16 protein-coding genes are annotated in these 20,493 nt (G+C 42.5%); 4 read left to right on the forward strand and 12 right to left on the reverse strand.

The annotated features are described in order from the left end of the window. Window positions 1-184: 184 nt before the first annotated feature. The 9 genes from BF9343_RS13580 to BF9343_RS13620 are packed head-to-tail and all read right to left on the reverse strand — an operon-like array spanning window position 185 to window position 13,115. Window positions 185-1,078, reverse strand: a complete 894-nt coding sequence (locus BF9343_RS13580) for a hypothetical protein (RefSeq protein WP_010993149.1) — start codon at window positions 1,076-1,078, stop codon at window positions 185-187. Between the two features lie 4 nt (window positions 1,079-1,082). After that, window positions 1,083-3,512, reverse strand: coding sequence for an amino acid adenylation domain-containing protein (locus tag BF9343_RS13585; protein ID WP_010993150.1), 2,430 nt, complete (start codon window positions 3,510-3,512; stop codon window positions 1,083-1,085). A 12-nt stretch (window positions 3,513-3,524) separates the two neighbouring features. Beyond that, window positions 3,525-5,891, reverse strand: a complete 2,367-nt coding sequence (locus tag BF9343_RS13590) for a TonB-dependent receptor plug domain-containing protein (protein WP_010993151.1) — start codon at window positions 5,889-5,891, stop codon at window positions 3,525-3,527. Continuing rightward, window positions 5,888-6,724 carry a sensor histidine kinase gene (locus BF9343_RS13595; protein ID WP_005798589.1) on the reverse strand — a complete coding sequence of 279 codons (837 nt, stop codon included), beginning with the start codon at window positions 6,722-6,724 and terminating at the stop codon, window positions 5,888-5,890. The genes BF9343_RS13590 and BF9343_RS13595 overlap by 4 nt, the downstream gene beginning before the upstream one ends. Window positions 6,725-6,746: 22 nt before the next feature. Continuing rightward, the gene (locus tag BF9343_RS13600) at window positions 6,747-9,584 is read right to left on the reverse strand and encodes a sensor histidine kinase (protein WP_010993152.1); all 2,838 of its coding nucleotides are present in this window, start codon (window positions 9,582-9,584) and stop codon (window positions 6,747-6,749) included. Then, window positions 9,581-11,182, reverse strand: coding sequence for a hypothetical protein (locus BF9343_RS13605; protein WP_010993153.1), 1,602 nt, complete (start codon window positions 11,180-11,182; stop codon window positions 9,581-9,583). The genes BF9343_RS13600 and BF9343_RS13605 overlap by 4 nt, the downstream gene beginning before the upstream one ends. Then, window positions 11,179-11,607, reverse strand: a complete 429-nt coding sequence (locus tag BF9343_RS13610; RefSeq protein ID WP_005788717.1) for an ATP-binding protein — start codon at window positions 11,605-11,607, stop codon at window positions 11,179-11,181. The genes BF9343_RS13605 and BF9343_RS13610 overlap by 4 nt, the downstream gene beginning before the upstream one ends. 14 nt (window positions 11,608-11,621) lie before the next feature. Beyond that, window positions 11,622-11,927 carry an STAS domain-containing protein gene (locus BF9343_RS13615; RefSeq protein ID WP_005788720.1) on the reverse strand — a complete coding sequence of 102 codons (306 nt, stop codon included), beginning with the start codon at window positions 11,925-11,927 and terminating at the stop codon, window positions 11,622-11,624. Window positions 11,928-11,945: 18 nt separating this feature from the next. After that, on the reverse strand, window positions 11,946-13,115 hold the full coding sequence (locus tag BF9343_RS13620) for a PP2C family protein-serine/threonine phosphatase (protein ID WP_005788722.1): 1,170 nt from the start codon (window positions 13,113-13,115) through the stop codon (window positions 11,946-11,948). A 347-nt stretch (window positions 13,116-13,462) separates the two neighbouring features. On the opposite strand from BF9343_RS13620, the gene BF9343_RS13625 reads away from it, so the two are divergent. The 3 genes from BF9343_RS13625 to BF9343_RS13635 are packed head-to-tail and all read left to right on the forward strand — an operon-like array spanning window position 13,463 to window position 14,972. Then, window positions 13,463-14,086 carry a hypothetical protein gene (locus BF9343_RS13625; RefSeq protein WP_005815252.1) on the forward strand — a complete coding sequence of 208 codons (624 nt, stop codon included), beginning with the start codon at window positions 13,463-13,465 and terminating at the stop codon, window positions 14,084-14,086. A gap of 35 nt (window positions 14,087-14,121) precedes the next feature. Further along, entirely contained in the window at window positions 14,122-14,457 is a 336-nt protein-coding gene (locus BF9343_RS13630) for a hypothetical protein (RefSeq protein ID WP_010993154.1), read from the forward strand. Further along, entirely contained in the window at window positions 14,439-14,972 is a 534-nt protein-coding gene (locus BF9343_RS13635) for a fascin domain-containing protein (protein WP_041926236.1), read from the forward strand. The genes BF9343_RS13630 and BF9343_RS13635 overlap by 19 nt, the downstream gene beginning before the upstream one ends. Before the next feature lie 90 nt (window positions 14,973-15,062). Here BF9343_RS13635 and BF9343_RS13640 read toward each other — a convergent pair whose 3' ends face one another. Next, window positions 15,063-16,967: a polysaccharide biosynthesis protein gene (locus tag BF9343_RS13640; protein WP_005788730.1), complete on the reverse strand. Its 1,905-nt coding sequence runs from the start codon at window positions 16,965-16,967 to the stop codon at window positions 15,063-15,065. A 161-nt stretch (window positions 16,968-17,128) separates the two neighbouring features. Beyond that, window positions 17,129-18,454, reverse strand: a complete 1,326-nt coding sequence (locus BF9343_RS13645; RefSeq protein WP_005788731.1) for a PhoH family protein — start codon at window positions 18,452-18,454, stop codon at window positions 17,129-17,131. Window positions 18,455-18,583: 129 nt separating this feature from the next. Between BF9343_RS13645 and BF9343_RS13650 the strand changes: the two genes are divergently transcribed. Further along, complete coding sequence (locus tag BF9343_RS13650; protein WP_010993156.1) at window positions 18,584-19,960, forward strand: bifunctional folylpolyglutamate synthase/dihydrofolate synthase; 1,377 nt, start codon at window positions 18,584-18,586, stop codon at window positions 19,958-19,960. Here the strand turns inward: BF9343_RS13650 and BF9343_RS13655 are convergent. Beyond that, complete coding sequence (locus tag BF9343_RS13655; RefSeq protein ID WP_005788735.1) at window positions 19,928-20,302, reverse strand: RidA family protein; 375 nt, start codon at window positions 20,300-20,302, stop codon at window positions 19,928-19,930. The two genes, BF9343_RS13650 and BF9343_RS13655, sit on opposite strands and share 33 nt — an antisense overlap. Window positions 20,303-20,493 lie beyond the last annotated feature (191 nt).

The raw sequence follows: 20,493 nt of genomic DNA on the forward strand, positions 1-20,493 counted from the left end.
AATCTATGGAAATTTTACATTCTGACTAGATCTCTTTTTTTTCCGAATACCGGATTATTTTTTCTAAAACTATTCCTATATAAAAGATAAATCAAGTTTAAAGTAACTTTTCATCCAAATAAAAACAAATATAAATTCATTTTTAATACTGAAATAAAAAAATACCATATTATATTAATATATGTCAATTCATTTCTCTCTCAGGTTTATGCAGAATAGAGTTTATACGGTTCTCTTCATAAATAATTAATTGATGCGTAGCCTCTGCAAGATCTGACTTCAGGTGATACAAATAGGTACGCCCGGTTAATCTTTCTTCCATTATCCGTTCTAGTTCTTTCCGTATATCATCAGATGGATCGATTTCCATAACACGCGGTATGATGGCTCCCGAAGCTGTAGACTCCCCTTCCTGACCTTGCAAATAATCATATTGGGACAAAGTATAGTCCATCAGCTGATCATAGTTTAGTTTTTTCCTGGAAGATATCGTTTCTGCCAAAGGAATATAGTAAAGAATATCCTTGATAAAAGAGCTATATTCAGTCTGTACGCGGCGTACCAGATTCATATACTTTTTTTCTTCGGATGATAAATGCGTAGAAGTGAAAGAAAAGGATGCGGCAACCATCTGATATTCGAGCCCTTTATTGATTTCTGTCAACACCTCTTTGGCATATGCATAGTTTTTCATGGATATAGACGAAACAACCGTATTCAACACATACAAATCAATAGATTTGAGATTCTCTGCCAGTTCTTGTTTGAAACCGGTAAACCAATCTTGTTGCTGAGTATAAATTATGGTATCTAACTGCAGGAGTTTCAAATCGTGATGAAGTACACCTGTCTGCTGAAGTGTCTTGTTCAGAATCATAATCGAGATGACCCCTCCGATGATTCCTCCAATATAACTGCCGCCGAAACCAATCCAGGTGGGCACATCGTCTGCACCCGCCATCAGAGTCAACGGATTCAGTTCGATTAATGCCCAATTGATTGGAAAAGGCAGTACAAGAGTCAAGCCAAGCAAAATAAGAAGCTCTTTCTTACCTAAAGTGAAGTTTTCAGTCTGCATAAATCTACTTCAAAAACACAGTTATTAATTGTTCCAATGATTCCCCTTCTAAAAAGTGCCAATGATCTGTCGGCAATCGCAAAACAGGAGCGTTCGGATAATATTTATTCCATAATCTTTCGCAATTGTCATATTCTGTCCGGAATATACGATAGTTTTCCTCCGTCCACGACTCTTCAGGAGACAATCCCGCCTGTTGATGGAACAATCCGGACAGCAAAACAATAACCTCTCCCTGATAAATCAGATTAGGAGTGGTTCGAAAATAAATATTTATGATTTCGTTCCGTTCACGTACCATTTCATCTGTATCTCCGGGAAATACCAACAAAGGATAATTTTGACAGAGAGCCGGATTTTGCCAAGCCTGTCCATCCAGAGCAAAAACTTTTGGCATTATCCCCATGGAGCGATGTAACATTTCGGCCAGGCCGACAGCCAGTTCAGCTCCCATACAAAAGCCGGTAAGCGCATAGACGGTACGCTCCCGGATCATTGGCTGAACCGTCCGGACATAATATTCCAACAGTTCCGGAATATCCGTAGCCACTTTATTAAAATGATCGTAGATAGCATCTACAACTAGAAAGTCATATTTGGGATAAAGGCGGTCGGCCAAATTAAAGTACAAATGATTAAAATAGGCAGATCCACAAACCAGAATGATTACGGGTTTCTTCAGGTTTTGCTGCCTGTACCAATAGATAGGTTCTTGCCGCGGAACGAGCAATAATCGGCGCAGATTACGGGCAGTATAAACTGCAGATACGTTGATGGGACATCCTTTTTTATTGGCCTCGGTAACAAGCCTCAACATATCCAGCGAAGTTAATCCCAGATCATCAATCAAATCGGCCTCAACACTGACTTGAGGCAAACCTAACATTTCCTTCAAAATTCCACATAAGATAACCTCCCCCGGATGAACAGGAGGAACATACTTCAACTCCAATGAAGTAAAAGCCGGGAGCGCCCGGACATCAATCTTATCATTTATAGTACGCTGAAAATGATCTACCACCTGCCATAAATTGGGTATCATGTAGTAAGGAAGTTCTGCACGCAAACGCTCTTTGACCTCTTCCGGATGAAAGTTACCGGAGACTGAGGGTTGCAAATAAGCTCCCAATAATTGACGCCCATTCCGCTCAACAACTACTACGTGGGCTCTCTCCACGTCCGGATCTCTATTCAATCGTTCTGCTATTTCAGTCAATTCGATACGAAAACCACGTATCTTGACCTGAGTATCTTTTCGCCCGATAAACCGTATCGAACCGTCCGGTTGCTGCTGTACCAGGTCACCTGTCCTGTACAACCGTTCTCCATCGTACGAGATGAATGATTTTTCATTCAGCTGAACACTCCCAATATATCCCAGCGAAACCTGAGGTCCTCCCAAGCAAAGTTCTCCTGTAGCCCCAAGAGTTGTCTGTTGGAGGTTTTCAGACAAAACATAACAGACAGTTCCCTTGAGCGGATAGCCAATATCGTCATACGACGTATCTTTGCCTACAATCCGTATGGTACTGAGTACGGTATTCTCTGTCGGTCCATATACATTCATCAACCGGTAAGGCTGCTGTTTCAGCCTGTTAAATAACTTTTCACCAATAGCCTCCGCACCAAAGAGCAGAGTCTTAAAGGATGGAAAGTCAAGGTCGGCAAACATGCCCAGCAACGAAGGAGGAAAAAAAGCAATATTCACCTTCTCGCGCCTGATCAGTTCGTCTAGTAAAGAAATATCTCTGCGTTCGTCCTCACCGGCCAGGATCAATGTTCCTCCGACCGGAATACACATCATCAGTTCTAATATGGAAGCATCAAAACTGATACTCGCAAACGCCAGATACCTGTTTGCCGGATCAGACAAATGATACAATTTCTTATCTATCAGATTCCTCGTAAATGTATCCAGATTCCGATAACTAATACGTACACCTTTGGGATTGCCTGTTGTTCCGGAAGTATATATAATATAGGCGCAATCATCGGGAAGAACTTCAGTATAGTCACCAACAACCGGTTCGGATAGTTGCTCCCCATTCAGGTAAAGTTGGCGGACGGACGGAATTCCACCTACTTCATTCGATGAATCGGTCAACAACAAAACCATATCCGCATTTTCAGCCATATACCGTTTACGATTATCCGGCAGCGAGGGATCTATCGGTAAATAAGTTGCCCCTAACCGGAAAATAGCCAGAATGGCAGGTACTAAAGTTTTGTTTCGTTCCATACAAACTCCGATACAGATATTCCGAAGTCCGGACGGATCAGTTACCGATAAACGTTGACGGATAGATTGTGCTATATTGGCAGAGTAACGTTCCAGCATTTGATAAGAGACGGTACCGTCTTTTGCAACGACCGCCGGTTTGTCACCCCAGGTAGAGAGTGATCGAGAAAGATTTTCTTGAATGTTTGTTTTCATTATTAGTTTGATTTAGAAATTATACAATATACTGGCGGAAATCCACCTTCCTTTCTGGCGGATAGGAACAGTCGCTCCTCCGCATTCATATCGGTTATTGAAAAGATTCTCAATGCCCAGACTGCCTTCTATCCTTTTATGCTTATATCTGGTAGTGAAAGAAAAGACAGCATAACCGGGCAAACGGACTGTGTAATTCGTCGCATCTCCATTGAGTCCATCTTCCAATACACTTACCTGAGTGTAGCAGTGGCTACTGCAATTCAATTTTAAATGGGCAGACCAGCTCTGTACTTTCTTTTTAAGTAAAAAGTAGTTTGCTACAAGATTCATAGAAAAGCCGGGTACGTTATTCACAGATCCATCGGTAACAAAAAAATTGGTATAATTCAATACTTTCTGAAAACACAGGTTTCCATCCAGGCTTAGTCGGTCTGCCTTATAACGGGCAACAACCTCGACACCTCCCATATCCAGAGAACCGGCATTTTCATAAACACGTGTTTCCGGCTGTGTGAACAGGAAATGGGACGCCCGATTATAAAATAAATTACACTCTACATCTATATGTGAAGGTGAATGATGATAAGCACAAGTCACCTGATATGAACTTAGATATTCAGCTTGCAGATTTTCGCCACCCGAATAGGTATCCATTTCATTGTTTCTGTAATAATAGGGCGCATCGACAAATGCTCTGGAATAACTGGCTTTGATATTTAATCCGTTCCTGAGATAAATTAGTGACAGACGGGGAGAAAAAGCCTGTAATGTCCGCTTATTACTTCGCCGTTTATAGTCATACCTGATGCCGGCATTGACAATCCAATTTTTATGCAGGTTGTGTTTAATCTGGAGAAAGGCATCCGTGTTCATCTCGTGTCCCGTGTAAAGTCGTTTTTCGATCCACGTCCTGACGATCTCTTTAAAATTCATACCTTCCAAATACTCGGAATCATAAAGCGTATACCGATTCCATTCCACACCGCCAAGCATATTGCCTTTCCCCAGCTTCCCCCAATCATAGGCATAGTTTACACGCCCATTAAAGCCTACGTTAAAATCCATCCAGCGGATGTATTGAAATGCTCCGCGAGTCGGATAAATAATAGGTTGATAATCATAGTTAGGAAAAATAGGATAGTCTTGTAAAGTATCTCCCGAGGTTTCATAATGTACGTTTTTATTCCAATCGGTATAAAATGCGGTACTGAAAGTGATCCGCTGCCACGTGTGGCTATAAACAGCCTGTTCTCTTGCCGACCATCTGGAATATCCCGGGCCGGAACCGTCAAAAGTACGAAACCGCTCATAAGAATATGGAGAAGAAAAGAGCCACATGCTATAAGGTTGCCTTTTCTTCGCGTAATTCATACTGAAACTAAAAAGCAAATTTCCACGTTGCAATTTAATTCCTCCATCCATGGCAGGAAATCCCGAATAATTGTCCAGACGGATGAATCCGTCCCTGGGGTAAAGAGCATATTGTTTTTCGGCCGGGACAAAAACCGATTCTCCCGTTGCACGGTACAAGGAGAACCATGCCATAAAGTCCATGTTCATGTCGTGCTTTCCCAATAGCAGGTCAGCAGCCAACTGGCCCCGATTACCGGCACTGACAGATACGGAACCATTACGAACATCCACCCCGTCTTTAGTAACTATATTAATCACGGCTGTCAAAGCCACACTGCCATAAAGCGAAGAAGCCGGTCCGCGCAGCACCTCTATTTGTTTGACTTTTGCCAGACTAATACCATAATCCGGCGAAACAGCATTAGTAATATAACTGTTCAGACGTTGTCCATCCTGCATAATCAATATGTTCTCCTGTTCGGGAGAATATACCCCGCGCATAGCCAGATTCATCTCTTCATTGGAAGACAAACCGGATATACCGGGCACATAAGCTATCAGTACATCCCGCAGGCACCGGGCATGGATAGCCCGTATCATCTCCTCCGTAATTAAAGTAACAGGCACCGGAGCTTCTTCCGGGGTCTCTACCTGTTGTGAGGCTGTGACCAGAGTTACTTTAGTCTCCCTGTGTTTCCTTACCATATCCGCAAAGCGTTCCGGATCTTGAAGCGAGATATAATAATAAGGTTCGTCTTTCAATAACAGCGAAACATACTTTTCCGCTTCCGGGAAGCGGTCTAAAGCTAAACAGCATAATGCAGCCAAACGGCACGCCTCGGTATGCATCGTACCTTGAAAAGACGACAGATTCTCCTCCAAGATACGACAAGCTTCATCGATATCTCCGCTCTTATAAAATGTTTCCGCCTTTACAAACGAATTACGGATGTTATCCGCCGGCTGAGCTGACAGTTGCACAACCCCAAAGCAGCAAAGGATATATAGCAGACAGCGTTTCATGCGATAGGAATGATAAACCGGAAACAAGTATATTCATGCAGGACCGAATCAAACAATACTTTTCCATGGTGTTTGTTTTCTATAATATCACGAACGATTGCCATACCAAGGCCTGTCCCCTGCCCCACCGGTTTTGTTGTGAAAAAAGAGTCAAATAGTTTTCGTTTGACCTCCGGACTCATGCCCTCTCCGTTATCACGAATAGAAAGTACAACTCTTTTATCCAACTTTTCTAAGGTCACCATTATCTCGGGGGAATATCCTTCGGGAGCATTCTGCCATTTTTTCCATACTGCATAGCAGGCATTATTCATCACATTCAAGACTGCCCGACTGAAATCCTGCGGGATCAGCCGGATCGAGGGGATATCTTTAGCATAATCTTCACGGATAGCAATATTGAAATTCTTATAATTGGCCCGCATGGCATGATAAGCCAGCCACACATATTCTTTAGTCAATTTTTGTATTTGTGTAGGCATGAATTCGTCTTCTTTCCCCCTGGAGTAAAGCAAAATACCACGGATAATGCTGATAGCCCGATCACCATGCTCTTTGATTTTGTCCACATTCTCTCTCAGCCCGGAAAGTATATCTTTGATATCTTCCAGTTCCGCTTCCGGAATACGAGCTTTTGCTTCATCCACCCTATCGGCCAGGTCGGCCAACAATTGACCGGACAGTTTACTGAAATTGATGACAAAATTCAAAGGATTCTGTATCTCGTGTGCAATGCCTGCACTCAACAAACCCAATGATCCCAGCTTTTCCTGCTCTTTGAGCCGTGCTTCCAACTCTTCAATTCGTTTCTCTTGTGAAATGTTTTTTTCCATAATCAATCTGTTCTATGTTTATTTATACTGACTTTTCCTCCCACAATGGCAGAGTGATAGTGAATTCTGTCAATTCATCTTTTTCAGAACGTACTGCTATCTGCCCATGGTGATTTAATATGATTTCCTTACTCAGATACAAACCGATACCTGCTGCCTCTCCGGTTGTTTTGGTAGTAAAGAACGGATCGAAGATTTTATCCAGAATACTCTGCTCGATCCCCACTCCATTGTCATATAGGCGAATGACTGCCTGTCCGTCCTTACTTTCCAATGCCAGGCCAATCTCTGCCGGATAGGCTTTCTTACCGTATTTTTTGGCTATGGCATACATACCATTGTTAAGAAGACTCATAATGGTTTTTCCCAGTTGTTCGGCATTCCCGTCAATAAACAACGGATTATCGGGCAAGGAAGTACGAACCTCAATATGCATAGCCGTAATCTCCTTCTGATAATAACTGCTCAATAGCTCCATGTCTTTCCGGCATAAACCGATTAATTCTGTTTTTTCCAGTTGCCTGTTACGGTCTCTCAGGATTTCTTCCATGGCCTTCAGTACACGAGTGGTGTTACTTCCATGTTCCTCAATCTTTTCCAGATTATCTCTCATCATGTTGATGACATCTACCGAATCCAAGTAGGTATCTTCATCCAAAAGTTCTTTTACACTCTCCAGATTCTGATATAGGTCCTTCAGTAATCCTGAGGTCAGGTGGGAAAAATTATTAATGTAATTCAACGGATTCAGAATACGGTCAATCAACCCTTGAGTCAGTTTACCTACAGTAGCCATTTTTTCTTGTCGAACCAATTCATCTTGTGCCTGGCCCAGCTCCTTCAATGCTTTTTCCAATTTTAAGGACTTTTCCTCAATTTCATTTTTTTGTTGTACCAACTGTTTGGTACGTTGGCCGACAAGGGCCTCTAACCTCTCCTTCTCTTTCAGCAAACTGCGCATTCTCCATTTAAACAATAAGAACAACAGCATTCCAAAAGCAACGGTATATAGGATCAGACAATACCATTGCAAATAAAAAGGAGGCAATAACGAAAAGCGGAATTGTTTCATTTCACTCTCTGTGCCGTAAATATCACGGGCCCGGACACAAAACGTATACGTACCCGACGAAAGGTTGGCATACTCTTTCACAGTCCCGGAATCCCACGAACTCCATTCCGGATCATAACCGACCAGGCGATATCTATACTCATTGGAACCGGTGAAACAGGGCGCATCGGTAGCAAATGAAAAACGAATGGAACGTACATCATTCCCCAAACGAGGTACTGTACTATTTATCTGCCAGTCCGCTCCCCCGGACTCTTCCGGCAGATCTCCTCCCCAATAGACAGAATCACGGTTCAGACAAACTTCACGAAGATAGATGCGGGGAGCAACCGGAGTAAATGTCCGGGCCTTTTCAAGGTCCATCCGAATTAAACCAAAATCACCGCCGAACCATGCCGCCCTGTCTTCTTCAATATAAATCACCCTCACGACATAATTCCGAATGGCATACAGGCATTGGTTGAATTTCTCCGTATCAATTTGCGAATGATGTACCTGTACCTCTTTTCCTTTCAGATTTGTCTGCCAATGACAGCCATCGTTGTCCGTATACTCGGTCATTACTTCTTCACTCTCTCTGTCTTGAAGTACAAAAGAGCTTTCGCCCTCTTCCCGCAAATAGATTTCTCCGTACAACGTTTTAGCCCATACAGAACGATCTTTCTTCACTTCCAGACGAACGACTTTTTCGACATCGGAAATTTTCTTTATCCGTTCCTCATCTGCCGAATATTGATAAATCCCATCCATAGTGCCCATCAGAAGGTTCGTATGCCCAATGAATGTCAATGAATAAGCTGCCATATCTGTGAGTTTTTCCGAATGATTATAATCCCGGATCACATACACACCATCGCCGGACGCTGCATATAATTCTCCTTGTGGAGAAAGACACAGTTGCCAACATGCTTGCGAAATTCCCTGAACAGGAACAAAAGTGTTTTGCTTCAATACGTATAATCCCTGTAAGGTCCCGGTATATATCATTCCTTTGTAAGAGACAGCCGATATTACCTCTCCCTTCAGACCTTCACCAGAGGTATAACGGCTGAACAAAGAGGGAATAAAAACATGAAACACACCGTTATCCGTAGCTCCCCAGAGATTGCCACGCCCATCGGCCGCAATACCCGAAACAGCGTTACTGCATAAGCCATTTCTCTCAGTTACGGAAAACCGTTCTTTTTTCCCACTGTCATCCATTATTAATCCATGGGCAGAGTTTATCGAGATTGTTTCTCCTCCGGGTAGAGAAAACGCCCGATTCATTGAGACTGAGGATTGATTTCTCCACTTTTCCTGCAATTGGGCCGGAAGTACCTGAACCGGTGCCAAAATGGAATCTGACTGAACCGTATAATATCCTCCTGATGTAGCTTTCAGATAAATGCGTTTATCTATTTCTGCCATATCTTCCAATTCGCCCAAAGAGTCTGTGTCCAGATCGGAAAGAAGGGTTCTCAACGTAATACATCCGCGTCCATCACGCTCTATCCGTCCGAACACGTTATATCCTCCCACCCATATCCTACCTTCCGAATCACGAAACAAACGGGTGACACGGGAAAAGCCCGGTGTATAAATAGTTTCCCAACGGTTATAGTCATAATGAAGGATACCTTCGAAATTAGCAAAATAGACATTTCCACAACTGTCGCAAACGACATCGAAATTACGATTGTGCGCCTGATAAACCGAAGCCGGATAGTTTACAAAAAACGGGATACCTTCTTGTGAATTTGCATATACCGAGCAAAGACACATTATCAAAAAGACTATCTTTTTCATGGCTGATACGTTTTTAGGTAATAGGATTCAAATGGAATTTGCTTACCGATATAATACTCCCATTCTTCTCGAGTAAAATCACGCTGTAACCCCTGACGGACAACAGCAGCCATGTGATCGGGTGAAACAGGCACCCGATACAACCGCCCCTGTTCGTCTCCCATAAAGACAGATGTACCGTCCGGATGAAAGCAAAAAGTATGAATCCAACCGGGGCTTGTCACAATAACAGCCGACTCGGTCTTTCCTTTACAAAGATCCCACAGACGCAGTGTACAATCGTAACTACTCGAAAACAGTTTGTTCCCTTTCCGGGAAATAGCAGTAACCGCAGCCTGATGCCCTATCAACTTCTGCCGGATATTTCCATTCTTATCACAAATCAGGATAACTCCTTCACGACAGCCAATGGCATATCTTTCATTGGCAAGAGGACAGAATGCAGTAACCACACTATTCTCGGGCAAGCTGTCTATAAATCTGAGAAATGTACCATCCGACGAAAGTAAAGCTACTGTCCCATTCTTAAAAAAAACATAGAGATAGCCTTCCATTTGACCGACACAAGTTATCGAATGTTCCGGTTGAAAACAAGGTTGTATCTCATGGTTGATACAGTCAAAAGAATAAATACCGGTTGTGGAAACCGCCAATACCAAGTTAGAGGCAATCGAAATCAATTGCCGATATTCTCCTTTAGGCAAAAAGCGGGTAACGATACCGGCGGAATCCGTGGAGATAAGCTGCCCGCAGTATGACAAGGCATACTTCTGTGAATCGGACCGCAACAGCACATCCCGAAAATCATAACAGGGATCATTCAACAGTAATTCGGAGGTATAGGTCTGCCCATTTTCCGATTTCCAACGTATCATCTCACCGTACTTGCCGACAGTGACCAATCCCGGCAGAGGATTCCGACCGGCTTTTGCTTTTTCCTCGCCTCCGGATAACAGTTTGATCCCGGTAACAGCTCCTTTATGCCCGAACCAAAGCTGATCTTGCCTGCAAGACAAAGACAATGCATTGAAAACAGCCGGATGATATACATCGCCATCATATCGCTTGGTAAACCACCAGGCGGTATATGCCAACAGAGAAGCTAATTCCATGTTGCCCGACCGATATTGAGTAACAGAGAGTGTCCCCAATGAACGTCCCAAAGCCAGAAAAGCCAATGTATCGGCAACCCTCTTCGACTGTTCGGCCTGTAGTTGCCGTTCCATCGCCAGATTCTTTTGTTCATCTGCCATCCGATACGCTTTCTCAGCCTCCAATTGTGCAGCAAGCGCTCTTTCCCGTGCCAACTCTGCCTGCTGTTGCATTCGGTTGGCCTTTTGAGTTTGCGCAACGGCTTCCTGTCTTCTCTTTTCGGAAATATCCTTTTGTTGATAAGCAATCTCCTCCATTTGTTGACTGACCCGTTGTATAAGAACCGATTTCTTTTCTTTATCCCGGAATTCCTCCAGAGACAGAGCAAGGCGCTCCCTGTCCGATGCCGAATGACGATATGCCCGGTATAGGACCAGACATACTGTCAAAAGTATACAAGGAACGGCAATGATCCAACGGATGATATTTTCGTTTAACTTGATCATGATACAGGTTCATCAGTGGGTTGCAGATATTTCTTTTTAATGGTCAACCGATTCTCCTTATTCACGTACGTATACGCTACGTCATCCATCATTTCACGTACCAGGAAAATGCCCAATCCTCCTATTTCACGTTGTTCTAACGGTAATGAAATATCAGGATCGGCTTTATCCAAAGGATTGAATGGAATACCACCATCTATAAACTCCAAAGTAATCTCTCCGTCTTCATCCCATAAGCACAGAGTCAGATAACCTTCTGCCTGCTGCGGATAAGCGTAATTGAGAATATTGACAATGATCTCTTCACTGACCAAACGGATGGCATAAGACAGGGAAGGATGTGAAGCAACTTCACGACTATGCATCAGCATACTAAGAATTTCATCTAACCTCCCATCGACAGGGCGAAACTGAAGTAACGTCATTGCTCAGGTAATTTTTAGGGTTGTGATAATTCATCGAGAGTCTGATAAAAACGAAAGAATTTATCGAATCCGGTCATGTGCATCACGTCTTTAACCTCTTGTGACACACCGACAAGGCAAACATCTCTACTTTTAGCTTTCGCCAACTTAAAGGCATAAAGCATGACTCTCAATCCGGCACTGGATACATAAGAACAGCCGCTGAGATCTAATGCAACAGAATGTCCTTGCTCGATAAGAGCTACAATTTTTGCTTGTTCGTCACCGCTTGTATTTGAATCCAAGACGGAACCTACAAAATGAATTTCATACTTTTCCATCGTTCTTTTATTTTAATATTATTTGATTCGTTGAAGAGAAAGCAGGGTTATGTCATCGGACTGAGGATAGTCTCCGGAGAAAGTCTTAACAGACTGCAATACACTCGTAACAACCTCTTTTGCGGAACTACTTTCGTGCATAGACGCCAATATATCCTGTAAGTTACTTTCCGAGAATTGTTCCCGCTTGTCGTTAAAAGCCTCTGTGACACCATCCGTATACAGAAGTAAAGTGTCACCGATGCCGAACGTCAATGTATTACTCTCAAATTCAATATCATCGAACACGCCTACCACAAAATTAGAAGCGACAGGCAAGCATTCAACAGTCCGTCCGCCACGAAGGAGATAAGGGGGATTATGCCCGGCATTGGTATAGTCCATCATGCCGGTTTTATAATGATAAATCCCATAAAAGACCGTAACAAACATAGAGTCCAGGCTCTCTTTACACAGTAACTTATTGGCATAAGTAAGGCATTCTGCCGACGAAACACCCCGAAGAGCAGTTGCACGGAGCAGGGTCCGACTAACCGCCATGAACAAGGATGCCGGCACCCCTTTCCCGGATACGTCAGCAATCACCAGCCCGATACGTTCATCGTCAATCTGGAAGAAATCATAAAAATCGCCACCTACATCTTTTGCCGGAGTCATGGAAGCATAAATATCAACCACTTCCGTCAGTTCCGGAAAAGGAGGAAAGGAACGGGGAAGAATCGTTTGCTGGATTTCTCCCGCAATGGCCAGGTCATTTTTGATAGATTCCAGTTGGTTGTGCTCCTGCTGTGACTCACGGATATAGCGAACCTGTTCGATCGCCTTTTCAATAGTCCGCGACAGATCATCCAAATCGATCGGTTTGGTTGCAAAATCAAACGCTCCCTTGTTCATAGCAGAACGTATGTTATCCATGTCTCCATAAGCAGAGACCATTATACACTTCATTGCCGGATTTTTCAGTTCATTGACCTTAGCCAATAGGGTCAACCCATCCATCTCCGGCATATTAATATCACTCAGGATGATATCGAAATCGGGAGTTTCCAGAAGTTTCTGTAAAGCTTCCAACCCGTTATGGGCAAAAGCGAACTCGTATTCACCTTTTCGTATTTGTCGCCTGAAGTACTGGGTAAGTAATACTTCTAAATCGAGTTCATCATCTACACTCAATATTTTTACTGCCATATCTATTGTTATTTATGAATTTCAACCGTTTGTTCTGACGTTTATGATGGCAAAAATAGAGAGTGATCGACCCGGTTACAATTTTATATTTTAAACAGGAAGAATGTTTTTCCGAATGGACGATATTGTCTTATAAGCATACAGGTATATTGCTTTCGTGGCTTAGAAGACAGCACTTGAAAGATTGATTTACACTCCTGAAAGAAACTATTCCGTATTCAGAATTTATATTTTTAAGATGGAACTTTTCTTCTCACTTTTGTCACCGTAAGCTTACAAAGAATAAATAGAAACGGCGGATTCCGAAAAGCCGAAGAAAGAGTAGGAACTTTTTACAAATCACTATTATGCTTATTATTTTAAAACAAGATGATAGTTGTCAAGTTGCACAAACGACATGTACAACAAACTCTTTAGAAATCCGATACAAAGATTATAGTGTACTGAAAAAAACTCTGGATTTGAACACAAAATCTATTAATAGCAATAGCTGTATAGAGTTAATTATTTACGGAACACACGGAAATGAAAAGGAAATTTGCAAACTAACCAAACCAGACATAAAAGATCTGAGCTATTTCTTCAAAGGAAAAGTTTGTAGATTAGTTCTTGATGCTTGCCATAGCGCCTGCCATATTCCACATTTCAAAGAGATGTTAACAGATGATGGAATCATATTATGTCATGTAGGTATCTGCCAAGTAAACAGCATCGAAACTAAAACAGGTAAAGACACCTATGAACGGTGGATAAATGGCAATAAGGAAGGATTAAAAGTATGGTCGGATGGAATCGTTCCAGCTATCTATACTCGAAAGAATAACACTTTAACTTACTACGAATGTAGCAAATTCGAAGTAGATATTAATCACCCTTTTACCGGAACTGAATTTAAGACTTATTGTCTGAATTTAAAATCAAAAGGAATTAAAATGGTAATTAAAAATCATTCTGATTTCGATAAAATCTAACTATCTTATATAAATCATATAACAATTAATATATCATGTGGGAATTAGAAAAAGCAGGCGGTAAGTTTGATAACTTTAACAGTAAGCAACAAAAAGCAATTCATGAATTAATAGATGGTTTAACAGAGATTCCAACTAAACCTAACAAAGACCAATATCGTGTCGACAATCAAAGTCAATACACTAAAATCGTAGGACGTACATATTATAATGGAGAATATGCGCTATATGCAATACAAAAGGGAAAAACAATGTATGCATCAATTGCATGTCCAGTTATTGGTCCGGACATATCCATTGATAATATTAAAGAAGGATTTAAATTAAGTTTAAAAGAAGGGAAAAGAGCCGTATGGACAAAAGTAAAGTAAATTTCTCAAAACCGATGCTGATTCAATCAGTAGCTTTCAAAGAGGTATTCCTTCGCATGGATGGGAAGGGAATTAGCACAGCCTGTGGTGCCGGTGCAGGTAAAGTAAACTGTCAGAGAAGCATGGCTCCCACCGGAGCCTTTAAAGTACAAAAACAGACCGATGGTACATTTACTATCGAATCTTCAAAGTATCCCGGAGTATTTCTCCGTATGGACGGAAATGGCATTCACGCATTCGCAGGATCGGGTAGCGGTCGTGTAAACTGTCAGTTCGGAGCAAGTGCCTGGGAACGTTTCAAGTTACACGAACAAAGTGATGGTTCATATACAATCGAATCAGCAGCTTTTCCGAATGTATTTCTCCGCATGGACGGAAATAATCCATCCCGTAAAGAAGAAGATTTCGGAACGGTTAACTGCCAATATGGAGCAGGAGCCTACGAAAAGTTTTATCTGCAAAATATGCCTGAAATACAAAATGTAAAGGACATGTTTAATAAGATTACGAAGTAACGAAAAGCATGAATACATAAAAAAATCCGAAGCTATAGTTGAATCTATAGTTTCGGATTATATAAATAAGATCAGGATATTCCTATACGATCAGTCTTTCTTATCCAACGCCTCAAAACAAGAGTTTTTGCTCACAAACTCAGGGACAATATCTTTCATGGCAGCCACGATCTTCATCTGATCATAGGTATAGCTTACATCAATTAATTTCTGGATTCTCTCTTTCACTTCGTCATAATCATACTCACGCACAGTGGCAATCATAATCTTTTCGTGATAAGTAGGTTTGGTCAGCTCCTTCACATTGAGCAACTCTTCGTACAGTTTCTCACCATGACGCAAACCGGTAAACTCAATTTTCACATCCGTACGTCCCGAAAGACTGATCATCCGTTTTGCCAGATCGACAATCTTAACCGGTTTACCCATATCGAAGATGTAGATTTCCCCACCATTACCCATACTTCCTGCTTCCAATACCAGACGACAAGCCTCCGGAATGGTCATGAAATAACGGATTATTTCGGGATGGGTCACTGTGACAGGTCCTCCACGCTGAATCTGATCGCGGAAACGGGGAATAACCGAACCGTTAGATCCTAATACATTACCGAAACGAGTGGTGATGAACTGTACCGAACGTGTGCCTTCCTTCTGTAATTTCTTGGCTAAGGACTGTACATAGATCTCACAAATACGCTTTGAACAACCCATAACATTTGTCGGATTAACGGCTTTATCCGTAGAAATCATTACAAATTTCTCTGAACCGAATTTAACAGCCAGATCGGCAAGCGTACGTGTACCCGATACATTAATCTGAATAGACTCCGAAACATTGTCTTCCATCATCGGCACATGCTTATAGGCAGCTGCATGGAATATATACTGAGGTTTGTATTCACGGAAAATGGCCTCCATACGAGTTGCGTTCGAAATATCAGCTACAATCGTTTCAGCATCAATGTCACGCCAACGATCCTGCAATTCCAGACGAATGTCATGCAACGGAGTTTCAGCCTGATCAATCAGGATCAACTTATATGGATTGAAAGAAGCGACCTGTCGCATGATTTCGCTACCAATAGAACCGGCGGCTCCTGTAATCATTACACGTTTACCTTCCAGGTGAGAAGCTATCTTATGGATGTCCACCTCAATCGGTTCGCGTTGCAAAAGGTCCTCAATCTGTATTTCCTTCAACTGAGTTTTATTCAGTGCCTGCCCACCCCATTCACTCAAAGGGGGAGCAGTAAGCAACTTCACGTTATTGGAAAGCAGAGTATCAATCATATCTGATTTCTTCAGCTTTTCCATCTTAGCCGGAGAAACAATGATGGTATGCACATCACGGTCATTCATGTTTTCAATCAATGCTTCATCATTCGGGAAAACTTTCGCCCCCATCATCACCTTACCAATCAGTTCGGGTTCATCGGCAATGAAACCACGAAGACGATAATGATTACGCAAATTGACACGCAGGGATTTGGCGATGTTTACTCCGGCTTCTTTAGCACCATAAATAAAGACGTTGGTCGTGTGGCTACCGTCAAAATTGAGTACCTCGAAGAACATTTTGACCACAATACGCGAACAGGCCATCATAGCAAAATTGATCACATATGCCATAAACAGTACACTGATGGCACCAATCCGAATGCCCAGGTAAGCATCCAGCAGAAGACTCAGAATCATCAATACCCCATATGAGACCGTAAGCGACACAAATATGCGCATAATGTCTACAAACGAAGAAAAGCGAAGCACATTTGAATAGGTACGGAATACCCGGAAGAAGATTAAGTTAGCCACTACCGTCCAAAGAATGGTCTTATCTATTGTCGACGAATCCAAGAAAATGCTGCGGAAATCGTAACGAAGCGAGTAAGCAAGCAGGCAGGATGCGACGATAATAAATATATCAATCAATAGAATAGTCCAAATGGGCAGTACCTTCGCAGAAAGATACCGATGAAAAAAATTCTGTTTCATTTGTTTTACAGTTTTTGTTTTAGGCGGTGCAAAGATACACTATTTTCACTAACACGTGCGTTTTTATTTGACAAAATAAAGTTTTTAACACAATAAAAGTAGAATAACAGTGCAAAAAGGGGGTGGAATCCTTCTCTCCCACCCCCTCCAAGATATAGATATCACATCAGGTTACTTGCCAATTCGCTCAATTCACTACGTTCGCCTTTCACCAAGTTGACATGCGCAAAGAGGTTCTGATCTTTCATGCGATCGATCATGTACACCAAGCCATTGGACTGACTATCCAGATAAGGTTGGTCGATCTGCTGAATATCTCCGGTGAATACCATTTTGGTACCTTCTCCGGCACGGGTGATAATGGTTTTAATCTCGTGTGGAGTCAAATTTTGTGCTTCATCGATGATGCAATAGGTCTCGCTCAGGCTTCGTCCGCGAATGAATGCCAATGCCTCGATAACCAGTTGCTCACTCTTCTGCATATCTTCCAGCCGCTTCACTTCGGTAGAGTTAGAAGCAAATTGGCGTTTGATCACATTCAGGTTGTCGAACAGAGGTTGCATATAAGGAGCTACCTTTTCTGTTGCATCTCCCGGAAGGAATCCTAAATCTTTATTGGAAAGAGCCACGATAGGACGGGCCAACAGGATCTGCTTGTATTCCGTGAGTTTACCCAAGGCTGCCGCCAGTGCAAGCAAGGTTTTACCTGTTCCGGCTTTACCTGTCAAGGCCACCAGCTTGATATCCGGATCGTTCAGAATTTCGAAAGCAAAACTCTGTTCCGCATTGCGAGGTTCGATACCGTAATTCTTGGTTTTATTCACCCGGCAGACCGTATGTGTAAAAGGATTGTAGCGGGCAAGCACACTGCTGCGATCGCTCTTCAGAATAAAACATTCGTTGGGACGGATGATGTCTTTAAAGTCAAATTCACTGATATCCAACCCCTCTCTGGACGAATAAATACGGTCGATCAGATCCGGTTCTATATTTTCGAACACCTCGTTCGACTTTTCAAAAATATCGACATTCACCACCTTATCGGTTATGTAGTCCTCACAAAGTATACCGATGGAACGGGCTTTCATCCTAAGGTTGACATCCTTGGTCACCAGAATATTTTTCATCTTCGGATATTTCCGGGCCAAATATTCGGCTACCGCCAATATCTGATGATCCGGTTTACGGGCCGGAAACGATTCATGTACCTTGGGAGCCTCCGAATCGCCAGTGACAATAAACAACTTACCCAACCCCTCACCTAAAGGAGCACCATGGGTAAACAGACTGTCGTCGGTTATCAAATCGAGTTCGCGTACAAACTCACGTGCATTGTAATTGATTTGTTCATTTCCCTTCTTGAACTTATCCAATTCTTCCAAAACAACAATCGGAAGATAAATATCATTCTCCTGAAAATTCTTCAGGCAATTGTAGTCGTGAAGAATAACATTCGTGTCGAGCACAAAATTTTTCTTTGTTCCCATGATTCTTAGATTTAAATGTTGATATTTGCAATCAAAAAGCCAATTGACCACCACTGTGATGAATTGTTGCAACTAAGATAACAAATAAAAAGGCAAACAAAGGAAGTTGCCCGTTAAATATTATAAAACATGAATTATCAGGAGACTTTAGACTACCTATACAACAGCGTTCCCATGTTTCAGCAGGTAGGAAGCAGCGCGTACAAAGAGGGACTGGAAAACACCTATGCATTAGATGAATATTTGGGACATCCCCACACAGCATTTCAAAGCATTCACATTGCAGGGACCAACGGAAAAGGTTCCTGCTCACATACATTGGCTGCCATTCTGCAATCGGCCGGATATAGAGTCGGGCTCTACACTTCGCCCCATTTAGTAGATTTTCGAGAGCGTATCCGCATCAATGGCGAGCCCATCCCGCAAGAATACGTCATCCGCTTTGTGGAAGACCATCGTCTGTTCTTTGAACCTCTGCATCCTTCTTTCTTTGAATTGACCACCGCAATGGCATTCCGATACTTTGCCGATCAACATATAGACGTGGCTGTCATTGAAGTCGGATTGGGAGGGCGACTGGACTGTACCAACATCATCCGTCCGGACTTAAGCATCATCACCAACATCAGTTTCGATCACATGCAGTTTTTAGGTAATACGCTGGCCAAAATTGCAACGGAGAAAGCGGGTATCATCAAAAGGGGCATACCGGTCGTTGTCGGTGAGACGACAGAAGAGACCAAGCCTGTATTTTATCGGAAAGCACAAGAGATGGAGGCACCTATCACCTTTGCAGAAGACGAACAACGACTAAAAGGAGCAACTAAATTCAAAACTCGCGCGGATCGAAAACCGGGACAGTATACAGATCATCAGCCGAATACCGCAGCAGAAAAAGATACAGAGTATATTACCGGCTGGATCTACGAAAATGATGCATATCCCGGGTTGGAAGGAGTATTGGGAGGCTCGTACCAACTAAAAAATACAAATACACTACTGTCGGCTCTCCCTGTTCTGAAAAGCCTGGGTTATAAGATAGAAGATCATGACGTGAGAAACGGATTCCTGCAAGTAGATAAAATGACCGGTTTGCAAGGACGCTGGCAGAAATTGAGTGACTCTCCCACTGTCATTTGCGATACGGGACACAATGTAGCAGGGATTTCTTATATCGTGGAGCAACTGAAACAAATGAAATACAATCGCCTGCACATGGTCATCGGCATGGTGAACGACAAAGACGTAAGTGGAGTATTGTCCATACTTCCTGAAAACGCAGTGTACTATTTCACAAAAGCGAGCGTCAAAAGAGCATTACCGGAGGCTCAGTTACAACAGATCGGAGCTTCTGCCGGACTGCAAGGAAAGGCTTATCCCGATGTTCAGTCTGCCGTAAAGGCCGCACAAGAAAAAAGCCTCCCGGAAGACCTGATCTTCGTAGGAGGCAGTAGCTTTATTGTAGCCGACTTATTATCGTGCCGCGATGCACTCGATCTCGACTAAGGCATCTTTAGGCAAGGCTTTCACGGCAACAGCCGAACGAGCGGGAAATGCACCGTCAAAATAAGTTGCGTATACTCCGTTCATTCCGGCAAACAGAGACATATCCTGGAGGAAAACAGTTGTTTTTACAATGTCTGCCATTGTCAGACCGGCAGCCTCAAGGATATGTTTTATATTCTCGAGTGACTGGCGGGCTTGCGCCTCCACACCATCAGGCATCACACCCGTAGCCGCATCAATAGGAAGCTGACCAGAGACAAATACCATTCCATTAGCTTCAATAGCTTGACTGTAAGGCCCGATAGCTCCCGGTGCCTTCTCACTGCAAATTACTTTTTTCATCTTATTTAATTCATTAATAATTAATATTTATAGCAAAGTTAGTATCCTGAAGATGCTAAAAGCATCCATCAAAAATATCTTAGGTGAACAAAGATAAGAAAAATATGGAAGAGCTATGCAGTATTTGGCAAACAAACGCATTTATATATATGAATACACAAAAGAACCAGATATAACTTTAACTCAATAAG

Source organism: Bacteroides fragilis NCTC 9343 (assembly GCF_000025985.1).
GTDB lineage: Bacteria > Bacteroidota > Bacteroidia > Bacteroidales > Bacteroidaceae > Bacteroides > Bacteroides fragilis.